This is a genomic window from Dactylosporangium salmoneum (assembly GCF_039532525.1).
Lineage (GTDB): Bacteria > Actinomycetota > Actinomycetes > Mycobacteriales > Micromonosporaceae > Dactylosporangium > Dactylosporangium salmoneum.
Window position 1 is genome coordinate 213,424 of sequence record NZ_BAAARV010000005.1, and the last position, 15,120, is coordinate 228,543.

Annotated in this window: 13 protein-coding genes and 2 pseudogenes; 12 read left to right on the forward strand and 3 right to left on the reverse strand. The window is 69.5% G+C overall.

Annotated elements, in window-relative coordinates; genetic code table 11:
- The first annotated feature begins 203 nt into the window (after positions 1 to 203).
- From ABD352_RS03720 to ABD352_RS03740, 5 genes are all read left to right on the forward strand, one after another.
- Positions 204 to 716 (forward strand): SigE family RNA polymerase sigma factor, encoded by a 513-nt coding sequence (locus ABD352_RS03720; RefSeq protein WP_344610758.1) that lies wholly within the window; start codon positions 204 to 206, stop codon positions 714 to 716.
- Positions 713 to 1,282, forward strand: coding sequence for a hypothetical protein (locus tag ABD352_RS03725; RefSeq protein WP_344610759.1), 570 nt, complete (start codon positions 713 to 715; stop codon positions 1,280 to 1,282). Before ABD352_RS03720 ends, ABD352_RS03725 begins: the two co-directional genes overlap by 4 nt.
- Before the next feature lie 105 nt (positions 1,283 to 1,387).
- Complete coding sequence (locus ABD352_RS03730; RefSeq protein WP_344610760.1) at positions 1,388 to 2,206, forward strand: zinc metalloprotease; 819 nt, start codon at positions 1,388 to 1,390, stop codon at positions 2,204 to 2,206.
- Between the two features lie 262 nt (positions 2,207 to 2,468).
- Positions 2,469 to 3,887: a carbohydrate-binding protein gene (locus ABD352_RS03735; RefSeq protein WP_344610761.1), complete on the forward strand. Its 1,419-nt coding sequence runs from the start codon at positions 2,469 to 2,471 to the stop codon at positions 3,885 to 3,887.
- 267 nt (positions 3,888 to 4,154) lie between these two features.
- Complete coding sequence (locus ABD352_RS03740; protein ID WP_344610762.1) at positions 4,155 to 7,250, forward strand: ExeM/NucH family extracellular endonuclease; 3,096 nt, start codon at positions 4,155 to 4,157, stop codon at positions 7,248 to 7,250.
- Positions 7,251 to 7,323: 73 nt separating this feature from the next.
- Here ABD352_RS03740 and ABD352_RS03745 read toward each other — a convergent pair whose 3' ends face one another.
- Together ABD352_RS03745 and ABD352_RS03750 are read right to left on the reverse strand one after the other, a co-directional pair.
- Entirely contained in the window at positions 7,324 to 8,370 is a 1,047-nt protein-coding gene (locus tag ABD352_RS03745) for a Clp protease N-terminal domain-containing protein (protein WP_344610763.1), read from the reverse strand.
- Between the two features lie 43 nt (positions 8,371 to 8,413).
- Positions 8,414 to 8,560, reverse strand: a pseudogene (locus ABD352_RS03750) (uridylate kinase); the annotation flags it as partial.
- A 389-nt stretch (positions 8,561 to 8,949) separates the two neighbouring features.
- Between ABD352_RS03750 and ABD352_RS03755 the strand changes: the two are divergent.
- The 3 genes and pseudogenes from ABD352_RS03755 to ABD352_RS03765 form a co-directional block, all read left to right on the forward strand.
- A pseudogene (locus tag ABD352_RS03755) lies at positions 8,950 to 9,063 on the forward strand (RICIN domain-containing protein); the annotation flags it as partial.
- Between the two features lie 256 nt (positions 9,064 to 9,319).
- The gene (locus ABD352_RS03760) at positions 9,320 to 10,171 is read left to right on the forward strand and encodes a chitinase (RefSeq protein ID WP_344610764.1); all 852 of its coding nucleotides are present in this window, start codon (positions 9,320 to 9,322) and stop codon (positions 10,169 to 10,171) included.
- A gap of 577 nt (positions 10,172 to 10,748) precedes the next feature.
- Positions 10,749 to 11,504, forward strand: coding sequence for a methyltransferase domain-containing protein (locus ABD352_RS03765; RefSeq protein WP_344610765.1), 756 nt, complete (start codon positions 10,749 to 10,751; stop codon positions 11,502 to 11,504).
- Positions 11,505 to 11,993: 489 nt separating this feature from the next.
- Here ABD352_RS03765 and ABD352_RS03770 read toward each other — a convergent pair whose 3' ends face one another.
- Positions 11,994 to 12,599 carry a YdeI/OmpD-associated family protein gene (locus ABD352_RS03770; RefSeq protein WP_344610766.1) on the reverse strand — a complete coding sequence of 202 codons (606 nt, stop codon included), beginning with the start codon at positions 12,597 to 12,599 and terminating at the stop codon, positions 11,994 to 11,996.
- Positions 12,600 to 12,988: 389 nt separating this feature from the next.
- Here ABD352_RS03770 and ABD352_RS03775 point away from each other — a divergent pair, with 389 nt between their 5' ends.
- The 4 genes from ABD352_RS03775 to ABD352_RS03790 all read left to right on the forward strand — a co-directional run bounded on the left by ABD352_RS03775 (position 12,989) and on the right by ABD352_RS03790 (position 15,002).
- Positions 12,989 to 13,825 (forward strand): CPBP family intramembrane glutamic endopeptidase, encoded by an 837-nt coding sequence (locus ABD352_RS03775; RefSeq protein ID WP_344610767.1) that lies wholly within the window; start codon positions 12,989 to 12,991, stop codon positions 13,823 to 13,825.
- 169 nt (positions 13,826 to 13,994) lie between these two features.
- Positions 13,995 to 14,321: a PadR family transcriptional regulator gene (locus tag ABD352_RS03780; protein ID WP_344610768.1), complete on the forward strand. Its 327-nt coding sequence runs from the start codon at positions 13,995 to 13,997 to the stop codon at positions 14,319 to 14,321.
- Entirely contained in the window at positions 14,318 to 14,674 is a 357-nt protein-coding gene (locus ABD352_RS03785; protein WP_344610769.1) for a DUF1048 domain-containing protein, read from the forward strand. The genes ABD352_RS03780 and ABD352_RS03785 overlap by 4 nt, the downstream gene beginning before the upstream one ends.
- Position 14,675: 1 nt before the next feature.
- Positions 14,676 to 15,002 carry a DUF1048 domain-containing protein gene (locus tag ABD352_RS03790; protein ID WP_344610770.1) on the forward strand — a complete coding sequence of 109 codons (327 nt, stop codon included), beginning with the start codon at positions 14,676 to 14,678 and terminating at the stop codon, positions 15,000 to 15,002.
- Positions 15,003 to 15,120 lie beyond the last annotated feature (118 nt).

Below are 15,120 nucleotides of genomic sequence, written 5' to 3' on the forward strand. Positions count from 1 at the left end.
GATGTCAGGCGGTGCGCGCTCCTTCGCACCCGACCCGCACCCGACGCGAAACCCGCCCCGCTACCAGCCGCCCTTGCCGCGAGCGCCGGGCCTCGGCCAGCTACCGTCGCCGCTGAAAATTGATGCCGGGTGGCGCAATGCCGGCGGCACCTCAAGTGGTCCTGCAGATGAGGCCGGCATGCCGCCGGGCGGTTGGGGAGGCCATGGCATCGACCGATGACGAGTTCGAGCGGTTCGCGACCGCGGTGAGCCCGTCGTTGCTCAAGACCGCACGGTTGCTGACCGGGGACTGGCATCTGGCGCAGGACCTACTGCAGACGACCCTGGCGAAGGTCTACGCCAGGTGGGGCCGGTCGGACACGTGGGAGTCGCCGGTCGGGTACGCCCGCCGGGTCATGGTCAACACCCACTGCACCTGGTACCGGCGGATGTGGCGGCACGAACTGCCGCACGACGTGCTGCCGGAGCGGCACGGCGGGACCGAGGCCATGGACACGGTGGCGCTCGCCGACGCGCTGCACCGGGCCCTCATCCGGCTGACCCCGCGGCAGCGCGCCATCGTGGTGCTGCGCTACTACGACGATCTGTCGGTCGAGCAGACCGCCGCGGTCATGGGCTGCAGCCAGGGCACGGTGCTCAGCACGACCTCCCGGGCGCTGGCCCATCTCCGGCTCACTCCCGAACTGGGGCAGGACAACCCGATGGAGAGACGATGAACGAGTCAGCCGAGCAGCGCCTCAGGCGTGGGCTGCACGCCCTGGTCGTCGACCCTGTGCCGGCGCCGCCCGCGGCCGCGGCGGTCCGGGCCGGCCGCGCCCTGCGGCGCCGTCGCCGGGTGACCGTGACGTTGGCCGGGGTGGCCGTCCTCGCCGTCGCCGCGGTCCCGGTGCTGAACCGGCTGGCGTCCCCGGCCGGGGGCGGCGGGCAGCCCGCGGCGGCCGGCTCGCACACGCCGAGCACCGATCCGTCCCGGCTCCCGGTGGTGCACGACAGCGGCGGCGACGGCATCGAGCGCGGCCCGAAGCAGGCGGAGATCGGCACGCCGTACCCGTTCGACCTGTTCGTCCACTGCGGCATCCAGTACGCCGAGTTCAGCGGGGCGTTGTGGCAGGCCGACCCGGTCCAGCCGAACTATCGCCCCAAGACGATCTACCGCGGCCTGAACTACGTGCAGGGCACCATGACGCTGGTCGCCCCCGGCGAGGCCCGGTTCGACGGCCCGGCCGAGGGGTTGCACGTCACGTTCCGGCCGCAGACCGGGCAGCGGGAGGGCTGCGACTGAGCGACCGGCCCCGGGTCCCGGAGGGACAGCGCCGCGGGCCGATGTTCTGGATGATGGGCAGCGCTCACGCTCGTCTATCTACATCCAACTCGGGGGAACAGGCTCATGTCTCGATCCATCCTGCCCGTTCGCCGGCTGTCCGTCGCCGGTGTCCTGGTCGTCGCCGCCGTGCTCGCCGGTGGCACCCCGGCCGACGCGGCGGCGGCACCTGCCACGGCGGCGCCCGCCGCGGTCGTCGACGCCGAGGACGTCATCACGGAGGTAAAGCTTCCCGATGGCGCGACCGAGGTAACCATCCACGTGCCGGCGCCGGGCGTCACCACCGATCAGCTCTACCAGAAGCTCAAGGCGAAGGGCACGCCCGGCCTGAAGGCACCCGCCCCGGCACCGAAGAGCCTGGCCGCGTCGCCGCCGGACGACCTGTGCAACCTCAACTACTCGGCGACCTGGAGCTGTCCCCCGGTGCACTGGGCCCGCAACGGCTTCGGCCACCCGCAGGTCTACTTCGTCGACTACACCGGCTCGTCGTACCCGGTGAGCCAGGTCGTGCCGGTGTGGGACCAGGCGCACGGCGTGGACTCGCACTACACCCACTCGTGCCCGACCACCGCCGGAGTCCACTGCGTGCAGGTGTCGGAGAACAACTACGGCGCCAACGGCGAGTTCGGCTCGACCAGCATGCGGTTCGACTCCAACTACGTCTTCTTCGACGGCCTGGTCAACATCACGCTCAACAACTACTACGCCAACTACAGCGCGGCGCTGCGCAAGAAGTTCACCTGCCACGAGACCGGGCACGCCCTCGGCATGGGGCACAACACCGCGGTGAGCACCCAGAGCTGCATGATCCAGGGTGAGTACGAGTTCCCCAGTCCCAACAGCAGCGACTTCACGCTCCTCGCGCGGGTCTACGCCTCGTTCTGAGTTCCGCCCGCTGGACCGCGGTGGGCCGGGCGCTCCGCCCGGCCCGCCGTCGCACGTAACGCCAGGCCACGCCGCTGGTGAGCGGCGCTGCGTCGACCCCCCAATTTATTACAACGGACCTAAGGTTGCCGACTCTTACATTTAATAATGTTAACTGATAGCCTACCTCACCATCGATCCATCGATGGTGAGGAGTTCAATGAGATCTCGACGTCGTACATTCGCCCTAGCAGCGGGCGCGGCACTGACCATCGTGACGACCATGGCCCTCGTGCCCACCCTCCAGGCGCAGGCCGGCACCGCCGCCGTCCAGGCCGCCTGCACCGCCCCGGCCTGGGCAGAAGGCAACACCTACACAGTTGGCACCCAGGTCACGTACCAGGGTCACACCTACCAGGCCCTGCAGACGCACACCGCGTATGTGGGCGCCGGCTGGACCCCCTCCACCACGCCGTCGCTGTGGACCGACCTCGGCGCGTGCACCGGAGGCGGCGGCCCGACCACCCCGCCGCCGACCACTCCGTCGGGCGTTCCGTCCGCGCCGGGCAACCTGCGGGTCACCGCCACCACCGACACCAGCCTCGCGCTGGCGTGGAACGCCTCGACGGGCACCGTGACCGGGTACCGCGTCTACGAGGGCACCACGGTGAAGGCCACGGTCACCGGGACCAGCACGACGATCTCCAGCCTGACCGCGGGATCCACGCACACGTACACGGTCAAGGCGTACAACGCCCAAGGTGAGTCGGGGGCGTCGAACAGCGTCACCGCCACGACGACCGGCGGCACCACCAACCCGCCGGCCGGTTTCGCCGCCGCGCCGTACCTCTACCAGTGGGGCGACCCGCCGAACCCGCAGACCGTCCAGTCGGCGACCGGCATCAAGTGGTTCACGCTCGCGTTCGTCCTCTCCAGCGGCGGCTGCACGCCGGCGTGGGACGGCAGCCGGTCGCTCACCGGCGGCGTCGACCAGACCGTCATCAACCAGGTCCGCGCGGGCGGCGGCGACGTAATCCCGTCGTTCGGCGGCTGGAGCGGCAACAAGCTCGGCCCGAACTGCTCCACCCCGCAGGCCCTCGCCAACGCGTACCAGACGGTCATCAACACGTACAGCCTCAAGGCGATCGACATCGACATCGAGAACACCGATGAGTTCGAGAACGACACCGTGCGCAACCGGATCGTCGACGCGCTGAAGATCGTCAAGCAGAACAACCCGAACCTGAAGGTCATCGTCACCTTCGGCACGGCCACCACCGGCCCGGGCTACTACGCGCAGCAGCTCATCAGCCGCGCCGCGTCGACCGGCGCGAACATCGACGTCTTCACCATCATGCCGTTCGACTTCGGCGGCGGCGCGAACATGTACAACAGCACCGTCAGCGCCTCCGAGGGGCTCAAGACGATGCTGAAGTCGGCGTTCGGGTGGAGCGACGACACCGCGTACCGGCACATGGGCATCTCCGGCATGAACGGCCTGTCCGACCAGCAGGAGCTGACCTCGGTCGCGTACTGGCAGCAGATCCGCGACTACGCCCAGTCCCACCACCTGGCGCGCCTGGCGTTCTGGTCGGTCAACCGTGACCGGCCGTGCGCGGGCGGCGGCGTGGTGTCCAACTGCAGCGGCATCGCGCAGAACAACTGGCAGTTCACCCAGATCACGGCCACGTTCACCGGCTGAGATCGCGAGCGGTAAGCAGGGGGCTGGCGCTACGGCGCCAGCCCCCTTTGCGTTTTCGGGCGGCGCCCAAGCGGATTCCCGAGGGCGAACGGGGCAAATCGCCGCGCGGGGTCATCGCGGCTGAGATCAATTCCGCGAAGCTGCCTGGGTCCGTAACCCAGCGCTCAACTCAAATTTGGTCATGGGTCAATCTCGAACGCCTAGCGTCCGTGAGTCGGCCCGCAGAACATCGGTGCCGAATCCCCACCCACCTGGAGGTCCGGGCACATGTCCCGTGCGCTCATCGGGCGAGTCACCTTCGCCTTATCCCTGTCCGCAGCTGGTTTGGCCAGCCCGTTGTTCGCTGCCCCGGCGTCCGCCGATACGGCCGGCACGGGTCTGGTCATCAGCGAGGCGTACGTCAACGGTGGCTCGGCCGGTGCGAGCTACATCAACAAGTTCGTCGAGCTCTACAACCCGACGTCGAGCGCGATCTCGCTCACCGGCGACACCCTGCAGTACCGCGCCCCCACGAGCACCGTCGTGCCGAGCGGTGCGCAGGTGTTCGCGCTGTCGGGGACGGTGGCCGCGCACGGCCACTTTCTCATCCAGCTGCCCAGCAACGGCGCCGTCGGCGAATCGCTGCCCGCGCCTGACCTGAACACCGGCGGCAGCATCAACCCGGGCGCGGGCGGTGGCACGCTCTTCATCGCGGCCAGCACCTCGGGCGTGCTCCCCACCGACGTCACGGTCATCGACAAGATCGGCTGGGGGACCAGCAACTCCCCGGAGGGAACCGCCGCGACCGGCAACTCGGTCGTCCTGAGCTACCAGCGTGACGCGGCCGGTAAGGACACGGACAGCAACGCTGCCGACTTCCGCGTCGCCACCCCGACGCCGCAGAACGCGGCGTCCGACGGCGGCACGGCGGCCGTCACGGTGACGAACCCCGGCACCCAGAACGCGGCGGTCGGCGCCCCGATCGCGCCGTTGACCCTCAGCGTCTCGGGCGGCACCGCGCCGTACACCTGGACGGCCACCGGGCTGCCCACGGGCCTGTCGATCTCCTCGGCCGGCGTCGTCTCGGGCACGCCGACCGCGGCCGCCATCTCCTCGGTCACGGTCACCGCGACCGACTCGACCGGGGCGAGCGACTCGGCGTCCTTCGACTTCAACGTCGCGTCCGAGACGAAGGTCCTGCCGATCGCCGAGATCCAGGGCACGAACACCGACACGTCGCCGTACGTCGACAAGACCGTCACGACCGAAGGCATCGTGACCGCCGTCTACACCACCGGCGGGTTCAACGGCTTCTTCATGGAGACCGGCGGCGCCGGCGGTACCGAGGCGGAAGACACCACGCCGGGCGCCTCCGACGCGATCTTCGTGTTCGGCGCGGCCTCGGCCGGCCAGGTCAGCATCGGCGAGAGCGTCCAGGTCACCGGGACTGTCGCCGAGTACCAGGGCGAGACCGAGATCACCTTCCCGACGGTCACGAAGCTCGCCACGGCGCTGGCCCCCGTCAAGCCTCTCATGATCCCGTGGTCCAGCCTCGCGACGGCTGCGCAGAAGGAGGCGCACGAGGGCGAGCTGATCGCGCCCCAGGGCGACTTCACCGTCGCGGACAACTACAACGCCAACTGGTACGGCTCCTTCACCCTCGCCGCGGGTAACGGCCCGCTGCGTCAGCCCACCGACGTCGGCCCCGCCGGAAGCGCCGAGGCGCAGGCCGTTGTCGCCGACAACGCCGCCCGGACGGTGACCCTGGACGACGGCTCGAGCTGGAACTACAGCGGCAGCACGTACACCGGCGTGCCGCTGCCGTGGCTCACGCAGAGCAACCCCGTCCGCGTCGGCTCGAAGGTCACCTTCCACCAGCCGCTGATCCTCGACTACCGGTTCTCGCTGTGGAACCTCCAGCCGACCCAGCAGGTGACCGACGACGGCCACGAGGTCGCGACCTTCAGCGACACCCGGGCCCTGAACCAGCAGCCGGCCGCCGTCGGTGGGAACGTCCACCTGGCGACGTTCAACGTCCAGAACTACTTCCCGTTGACCGGGGAGGCGTACGTCGCCAAGGGCCTGGGCACCTGCACCTACTACACCGACCGGGCCGGCAACCGCATCACCGTGAAGACCTGCAGCGGCCCCGGCAACAGCGCCGGCCCACGCGGCGCCGCGAACGACGCCAACTTCCAGCGGCAGCAGGCGAAGATCGTCACCGGCATCAACCGGCTCGGCGCCAGCGTCGTGTCGCTGGAGGAGGTCGAGAACTCCGCGAAGTTCGGCCAGCCGCGGGACACCGCGCTCGCCGGCCTCGTCGAGGCGCTCAACGCCGCCGCCGGCTCGAACGTGTGGGCGTACGTGCCCTCCCCGGCCGACGACAAGCTGCCGCCGCTCGCCCAGCAGGACGTGATCCGTACGGCGTTCATCTACAAGCCGGCGGATGTCGCGCTCGTCGGGTCGTCGGTGGTGCTCACCGGTGACTCGGGCCCCGGCCAGCCGTTCTCGATCGCTCGCCAGCCGCTGGCGCAGGCCTTCAAGAAGGTCGGCGCGACCGACGCCGACGCGTTCCTGGTCGTCGCCAACCACTGGAAGTCGAAGGGCAGCGGGACCCCGCTGTACGACGGCGACACCGAGGACACGTCCTCGCCGGCGGTGAACCAGGGTTCGTACAACGCGACCCGGGTTCGCGAGGCGCAGGACACGACCGCCTTCGCCGCGCAGGTGGCGGCGGGCCTGGGCACGGACCGGATCTTCCTGCTCGGCGACTTCAACGCCTACACGCACGAGGACCCGATGCGGGTGCTGTACGACAAGGGCTACACCGACCTGGGCTCCACGCTCTCCCCGTCGGAGTACACGTACGGCTACAACGGTCTGCAGGGCTCGCTCGACCACGTGCTGGCCAACGCGGCCGCACGCGCGCTGGTCACCGGGGCGGACGTGTGGCAGATCAACGCCCAGGAGGCGGTGGCCTACGGCTACAGCCGCTACAACTACAACGCCACGCTGCTGTTCAACGCCGGCGAGCCGTTCTCCGCGTCGGACCACAACCCGGTCGTCGTGGGGCTCAACGCGCCGGTGACGCCGCCCGTGCCGGCCTGGAGCGCCTCGAAGGTGTACAACACCGGCGACAAGGTCTCCTACAAGGGCTCCACGTGGCAGGCACTCTGGTGGACCCAGAACCAGACCCCGGGCGACCCCTACGGCCCGTGGCAGGAGATGGCGACCGCCGCTGACGGCACCGCCGTCTGGACCGCGTCGCGCGTCTTCGACACCGGTGACACCGTCGTGTACCAGGGCAAGAAGTACGTCGCCCAGTGGTGGACCCGCAACCAGGTCCCCGGCAAGCCGAATGGCCCGTGGAAGGTCGTCGGCTGATCCGACCGCAGTACAAAACCGGGGCCGCCTTCCACACGAAGGCGGCCCCGGTCCGTCGAGGCTCCGGCTGTGATCACGGGCCGAAGATGGGGCCGAGGACGCACACCACCACGATCACGAGGAGCGTGATCAGGACGGCCAGGCTGACGATCCCCCACCGTCGCGATACCGGGCGCAGCGCCGACCGCCAGGCTGCGAGCGGTATGCCCGGGGCGGGCTCCGGCGGCGTCTCGACACCGGGATCGCCGGCCAGCTCGGCGAGCAGGGCGTCGGCGGCCTCGGCGGTGCCGCCCCGCTCGGCCAGCAGCGTCACGACCTCGGAGTGGCCGTGCCGGATCAGCGCCACGAGCAAGTGCTCGGTGCCCACGTACGCGGAGCCGGCCTCCCGCGCGATCACCGCGGCCGCCGCGAGCACCCGCTCGGTCGGCCCGGCCAGCGAAGTCACGTCCTCGATCGGCGCGGCGGGCTCCGGCGGCGGTACCGGCGGGGCGGTCCACACCCGGACCACGTTGCCGCCGTCGTACAGGGCGAGCGCCGTGGCCAGGTCGACCAGCGTCACGTTGGCGCGTCCGGCGGCCCGGCCCAGCGCGGCGCCTTCCCGCACGACGGCGCGCGCGTCGACCGTCAGGCGCGTGTAACTCAGGGCCGAGCCCGCCCCCTCGACGGCCCGCGGCTCCTCCGGCGGCCCTTCGATGCCCGGCCCTCCGGCCAGCCGGGCGAGCAGCGCATCGACGGTTTCGGCCGTCGCACCCCGCGCGCCGAGCCCCGCCACGACGTCCGGTGGACCGCTCCGGACAAGCGCGGCGAGCAGGGGCTCGGTGCCGATGTGCGCGGCCGCCTCGGCCACCGCGACGTGCAACGACTGCGCCAGGACCGCTCGCGCCGCCTTATTGAACCGGTGCGGCGGCTTCGGCAGCACGCGCCCGCCCTGGGTGCTCGTGGGTCCGGCCGGCTCAGGTCGCTGGGGCGACGTCCAGATGCCGGCGGTGTTGCCGACCGGCCGGGCGGCCAGCGCGGCAGCGAGATCGGCCGGAGTCATCTCCGACCGGCCGGCGGCGACGGCGTAGTGCGGCACGAGCGCCACCGCCTGCCGCGCCTCGGCAGTGAACCGTTGGAACACGAGGCACTTTCTACCCGACCGTGCCGACCTCCGGAACCCGGGCCAAGACGGCGGCCAGTTCGTCGGCCAGGGTGGTCTTGCCTGCGGCGGGCGGTCCGTCGATGGCGACCCGCTTCGGGTGTACGACCGCGACGGACCCGACGGCCTCAGCCAGGCGGCCGAGCAACTCGTCGCGGGTGCCTCGGCCCATGTCCTGGCCCGTCCTAGTCTCGCGAAGGCCACCGTGTCGATCCGACCCTATGCCGTCTCTGCGATAGGAAGCCGGCGAAATCTTAAAACGGCAGCTCAGCGACTTAATTTAAGTCTTATATTGACTTGCCAGCGGATGTCGACATAGCCTCCGGTAGATCTGTTAACAGTCTTGACAGATCTGACCTCTGCCGTCACCCATGCGGTCGGCCGGGGACTGCTCCCGCCCGACACGGGACCTCCCCCAACCACACGGTCCAGTGCGGGCGCCGCCCAGAAAGGGAGCCGCACGTGACACCCTCAACCATCGCCCGACGCCGGCCGCGCCGCCGCGTCGGGTTCGCCATCGCCGCGACGGCTGCCACCGTCCTCGGCGTGACCGCCGTCGGCGTGACGGCCGCCTCGGCCGCCTCCAGCGGGCCGATCACCGGGTTCGGCGGCAAGTGCGTCGACGTCGCCGGCGCCAGCTCGGCCAACGGCACCGCGGTACAGCTGTGGACCTGCAACGGCACCACCGCCCAGGCCTGGACGGTCGGCAACACCGACAACAGCATCCAGGCGCAGCTCCGGCAAGTGCCTCGACGCGACCGGGGTCAGCTCGGCCGACGGCACCAGGCTGCAGATCTGGACCTGCGGCGGCGGCGCCAACCAGAAGTGGACGCTGCCCGGCGGCGGCCCCACCAACCCGCCTACCAGCACCCCGCCGACCACCAAGGCGTTTCCCTTCGCGCCGTACATCGCCACGTTCATCGGCGACGACGTGGCGAAGTTCGCCACCGACAGCGGCCAGAAGTTCTACACGCTCGGGTTCGTCAACGGCACCGGCAACTGCCAGCCGATCTGGTCGACCGACGACACCCGGTTGCGGGGCAACGTGGCCCGGCTGCGCGCGATGGGCGGCGACATCATCGTCTCCTCCGGCGGCTGGGACGCGGATGACCTGGTCAGCCACTGCTCGACACCGGCGGCGATCGCCACCGCATACCAGAGCGTGCTGACCGCGTACGCGACGACGTACCTGGACATCGACGCCGAGCACGGCGACGTACACAACAACCTCGACCGCGCGGTGGTCGACAAGCGCAACGACGCGCTGAAGATCATGCAGGACAACCTGCGCGCCGCCGGCAAGACGTTCCACCTCTCGTTCACGCTCGGCGTCAGCCCGGCCGGCGGCCTCAGCGCCGAGAACCTCTACGTCCTGCAGTCGGCGGTGGCCCGCGGCCTCTCGTTCGAGGTGGTCAACCTGATGACCATGGACTACTACGACGGCGTGTCCGGCAGCCGGATGGGTCAGGCCAGCATCGACGCCTTGAAGAAGGTTCAGGCCCAGCTGAAGGTACTGCTGCCCGGCCTCAGCGACGCGCAGTTGTGGGCCATGATCGCGGCAACCCCGATGATCGGTCAGAACGACAACCCGACCGAGAAGTTCACCCTGGCGGACGCGCAGCTGCTGCTCACCTTCGCTCAGCAGCAGCACATGGCCCGGCTGAGCTTCTGGGCGATCAACCGCGACTTCGGCTGCGCCACCGGCACCCTGAGCGGTACGTGCAGCGGCATCACCCAACCGAACTACGGCTTCAGCAACATCTTCCGGCAGTTCACCGGCTGAGCAGCGCCTCGACCTGCCCCGTACCCGCCCTTGAGCTCGCCCGCGCCGGCGCCGACGCACCCGACGTCCGCGCCGGCGCGGGCCAGCACGTCGTACGGGGCGCCGACCAGGACCAACTCGGCAACGCCAGCATCGTGCTACCCGCCACCCAGCACAAAGCCGCCGAGGCCACCGCCAGAGGGGTCCAGGACAAGATCGTCACAGCTCGAAACCGCAGGTCAAATGGTGGGCCGCCAGGGACTCGAAACCTGAACCTACGGATTAAAGTCCGAAGTGCGTGATGGCCAGGCGCCGAGGCCGGCGAGCTCACGAGCTGGGTCGGTCACGCGTCGATCGAGCCGCGACTTTGCTCTGTCTGGATTCTTGCCGTGTCGCACTGACACAGCATGCGGTAGGTCGTGAGGATGTAGGCATGAGTTCATCGCAGCACCCCGCCGACCCCGGGTGCGAGCCGGACACGACCACAGACGGGCCGACGAATGGGCCAGTCGATTCTGCTGGCGCGGGGTCCGACCCCCCATCGGCGCACACCCTGGGGTCTGCTCCGGATCACCGCTATCTGCTCGACAACGCCAGGGTGGAGGCGGGCGAGCGGTTCACCTGGCTGGCCGAGCTGTTCGACGGCGTCACACGTGGGCACTTCGACCGGCTCGGAGTACAGGCGGGCTGGCGCTGCTGGGAAGTCGGCGCCGGTGGCCCCAGCATTCCCGAGACACTCGCCGCGGCCGTCGGAGCAACCGGTTACGTGCTGGCCACGGACATCAATCCAGCCTGGTTGGACCCGCACGGCGGGTACGAGGTGCTCCGGCATGACATCGTCGGGGACCCGCCGCCGCGGCCAGGCACGTTCGACCTGGTACACGCGCGGCTCGTGCTCGTCCACGTGCCCGACCGTGCCCGAGCGTTGGCGACGATGGTGGCGGCGCTGCGGCCAGGCGGCTGGCTGTTGGTCGAGGACGCCGATACCGAGCTGCAGCCGCTGGCCTGCCTCGATGAGGTTGGCCCGGCGCAGCAGCGCGCCAACCGGCTGCGGCGCGCCGCGCGGGAGCTGATGATCCGCCGGGGCGCCGACCTGCGCTACGGCCGTACGCTCCCGCGGGCATTGCGTGCGGCCGGTTTGGTCGATGTCGCGGCGGCCGGCTCCTTCCCGGTCGGCGGGGTAGCCTGCGGCCGGCTGGAGGCCGCGACGGTGCGCATGGTCCGCGCCGAGTTGCTCGCCGCCGGGTTGACCAGCGACGCCGAGATCGACGCGCACTTGGCCGCCATCGATGCCGGCGAGCTCGACCTCACCCTCGCACCGCTGATCTCGGCATGGGGACGCCGCCCGGGATAGCCCTGGCAAACGATCTCGTCGGCGACAGCATCGCTGAACCGGCGAGGCTTCTCGCTGGTCGACATCGCTGACGCCGGAGCAGCTCGACGGCGCCGCCGAGCTCCTCACGTCGCTGCAGTGGAGCCGTTCCAAGCCCGCCGACATACCTGAGTCCCTCAGAGCCAAGCTGGTCGCACACGTGACGGCGACCGGGACGGAGCCGATGCAGTTCCGGATGTGGCACGGGTACGGTGCCGAACGGACGGATTGACCGATGCGATCGCAGCCGCGTGTGGTGCTGACCCGGACCAGGATGGAAGTCGCGCAGAACGCGCACGAACAGCGGCTACGAGCGCGCAGCCGATCTCGGTCGCTGTTGGTCAGCGGAATCCCAGACCGAATGAGCTGCACGGTCATCGGCATGTCCGCGAACTGCCGTGACGGCGCGGCATAAAGCTTCGTGGTGATCGGATCGCGGCAGATCAGTGCTGTCGATCACGACAGTATCGACTACGGCGGGTTCGCAGGTTTGGCCTTCTGCGGGTAGACAGTCTCGTGCCGGGCCAGCATCGCGACGAACTCGCTGATCTTTCGCTCGCGCGTCTGAGCCCGCTTGACGGCATTGACCCGGTAGATGAGAGCGAAGCGGTTGGTCTTGGTGAGCACGTCGAACATGGCCTGGGCGGCAGGGTCGGCGGCGATCGCGGCGATGAGGTCAGCCGGCACCTCAGCTTCCGAGGGCGGAGCGTAAGCGACCGCCCACCGCCCGTCCGCTTTCGCGGCCTCCACCACGGCGCGGCCCGCAGGCAGCATCCGCCCCTGCGCCTCCAGCCGGGCCACGTGGGCGATGTTGCGCTGCGACCAGGAACTGCGGGGCCTGCGCGGGGTGAACCGGATCCAAGAGATCTCCTGATCCCCCTTGCGGGCCTGCCCGTCGATCCAGCCAAAGCACAAGGCCTCGTCAACCGCCTGCTGCCAGGTCACCGTGGTAACTGTGCCGCCCTTCCTGGTCAGGGCCAGCCACACGCCCGCCGATGTGACGTGGTGGCTCAACAACCACGCGCGCAGCGCCTCGGCGTCCGCGACGATCAACTCATCTAGTTCGGCTCCCGCCATGACAGCAGGCTAACCGCTGACCGCGGCCGCAACCTCCGCCCCCTGGGCCACCCCGACTTGCCGGGCTACCGGCGACCCGGTCGCTCGACCGACGCCGGCGCCATCACAGCGGCGGCAGCCTTGGGCGCAGTCCTCATCCGCATGCGGGCTTGTGTACGAGGAGGCCGACGTGCCGGTCCGGCGTCGAGGTCGTCTTGGCGGGCAGGGGTGCCTCGCAATGCGGTAGTCCGGGTTCCATTGTTGTCCTCGGCGCCCTTGGGGAGCGGCGCGTGTCCCCCGTGCGAGCTACCCGCAGGTGTCCACCACGCCGCGATGTCTGCCGGCCGCGAAATCCATAGCGTTCCAGGTAACCGCGGCGCTCCCGCCGCGAACCTCATGAAGGAGTAATCATGCGCCTGGTCTGGCAGCTTCTGGCCGTCGCCGCGGTAGCTCTCGTCGGTAGCAACGCGGTGAACGCGGTCGATGGCAGCCCCTGGCTGACGCTGACCATCGGTCTCGCGACCGCAGTGCTCGCGACATTCACGTACGTGTGGGTGGTCCGCCGCACCGAACACCGCCCACCTGTGGAGGTGTCCCGGAGAGCGGCACCCGGCGCGCTCACCCGCGGCCTGTTGATCGGCTTCGCGATGTGCGCAGCCGTCATCGCGAACATCTGGTTCCTGGGCGACTACCACGTCCACGGCCGAGGCTCGGTCACGGGCACCCTCGCGCTGCTCGGCTTCATGGCCGCCGCCGCGGTCACCGAGGAGCTGATCTTCCGGGGCATCCTGTTCCGGATCATCGAGGAGAAGATCGGCACGTGGTTCGCGATGGTGCTGACCGGCGTGCTGTTCGGCGCCTCGCACCTGCTCAACAAGGATGCCACGGTGTGGGGCGCGGCGTGCATCGCGGTCGAGGCAGGTTTCATGCTCGCCGCCGCGTACGTCGCCACCCGCAACCTGTGGGTGGGGATCGGGGTGCACTTCGCCTGGAACTTCGCCCTGGGTGGCATCTTCGGCCTCGAGGTCTCGGGCAACGGCACGAGCAAGGGACTCGTGGATGCGACGACGTCGGGCGGGACCCTGGTCAGCGGCGGGACGTTCGGCCCGGAGGCCAGCGTGTACACCCTGCTCGGCGGGGTGATCATCACGGCCGCTTTCATGTGGCTGGCCGGTCGGCGGGGCCACATCCTGCCGATGCGCCGTCGCGACGCCCAGGTTCCCGCGAACGCCACCCTTGCGAAGTAATCGACGTCCGGCGTGTCCCGGGCCTGTGGCGGCGATGGGACGTCACGGTCCGGGATTTTCCCGTTCGCGGTGCTGCTGCGCTACTCGGCGCTACCGAATAGCGGTACTCGGTGCTACCGTATACTGGTACTCGGTGGCGCGAGGTACCGAGGCCGACAAAGGAGCCGCCATGGAGGACCTGACGGAGATGCTGAAGGGCACGCTCGAAGGCTGCGTGCTCGAAATCATCGGCGGCGAGGAGACCTATGGGTACGCCATCACGCGTCGGCTGAACGAGCTCGGCTTCGCCGACGTCGTCGAGGGGACGGTGTACACCATCTTGCTGCGACTGGAGCGCAACGGACTCGTCCAGGTGACGAAACGACCATCCGAGGTGGGCCCGCCGCGCAAGTTCTACGCGCTCAACGACGCCGGACGCCGGGAACTCGCAACGTTCTGGGCGAAATGGCAGTACCTCTCATCACGCATCGACAGGCTGAAGGAGGGCGGGCGATGAGCTTCTGGGAGACCATCACAGGCAGCGATCTCAGCAGGGAATGGCAGGTGTTCGAAGCCCGGGCAGCGGCATTGCCGGCCGACTACCGGGCGGCGTGGGAACAGATCAAGGGCAACCTGTTCCCCTACGCGGACTTCACGGGCCGCAACCTCATGCCGATCCTCGACGGCGCCCTGGGGCTGCTCGAAACAGCATCGATGGACGGGCAGAGCATCCAAGAGGTGCTCGGCGACGACATCCCGGGCTTCTGTACGGCGTTGGCCGGCGGAGCGGGCGCCCGGACCTATCGCGACCGGTGGCGCGAGCAGTTGAACAGCAACGTCGCAAGGAAACTGGGCCGGCTGGGAGGCTGACGTGGGCATCCAGGACATCATCGAGGGCAAGAAGCAGTGGCGGGCGCACGTGGCTCGAGTCAAGGCACTCCCACCGGACTACCAGATCGTCTACAAGGAGATGCAGAAGTACCTGTTCAAGGTTGGACCGATCGGCCTTGCCGACGGGGGCCTGCTCCCCGGAATCATCGACTTCTTCGAGGAAGGCGTCGCGGCCGGCAAAGGGGTCTTGGAACTCATCGGCAACGACGTCGCCGCCTTCTGCGACGACCTGATCAAGGACTCGCACACCTACGCGGACGCCTATCAGGAGTCGACCAGCGGCAAATCCAGCACAGACGAGGAGTAACACCCGTCGTCATCATGCCAGCGGGCGTACGTCCACACGACGGCCGGCAAGCTGAGGAGCTTGCAGCGCGTCATCAGATCCGCGCTCTGCCTGAGCAGCCACGTGCTGCGCCCGCCGT

Excerpts from the sequence above, each read along its gene's own strand:
- ABD352_RS03780 (WP_344610768.1), top strand. The coding sequence starts at position 13,995 with ATGGAGGACCTGACGGAGATGCTGAAGGGCACGCTCGAAGGCTGCGTG.
- ABD352_RS03730 (WP_344610760.1), top strand. The coding sequence starts at position 1,388 with ATGTCTCGATCCATCCTGCCCGTTCGCCGGCTGTCCGTCGCCGGTGTC.
- ABD352_RS03785 (WP_344610769.1), top strand. The coding sequence starts at position 14,318 with ATGAGCTTCTGGGAGACCATCACAGGCAGCGATCTCAGCAGGGAATGG.
- ABD352_RS03725 (WP_344610759.1), top strand. The coding sequence starts at position 713 with ATGAACGAGTCAGCCGAGCAGCGCCTCAGGCGTGGGCTGCACGCCCTG.
- ABD352_RS03735 (WP_344610761.1), top strand. The coding sequence starts at position 2,469 with ATGGCCCTCGTGCCCACCCTCCAGGCGCAGGCCGGCACCGCCGCCGTC.
- ABD352_RS03740 (WP_344610762.1), top strand. The coding sequence starts at position 4,155 with ATGTCCCGTGCGCTCATCGGGCGAGTCACCTTCGCCTTATCCCTGTCC.
- ABD352_RS03720 (WP_344610758.1), top strand. The coding sequence starts at position 204 with ATGGCATCGACCGATGACGAGTTCGAGCGGTTCGCGACCGCGGTGAGC.
- ABD352_RS03775 (WP_344610767.1), top strand. The coding sequence starts at position 12,989 with ATGCGCCTGGTCTGGCAGCTTCTGGCCGTCGCCGCGGTAGCTCTCGTC.
- ABD352_RS03770 (WP_344610766.1), bottom strand. The coding sequence starts at position 12,599 with ATGGCGGGAGCCGAACTAGATGAGTTGATCGTCGCGGACGCCGAGGCG.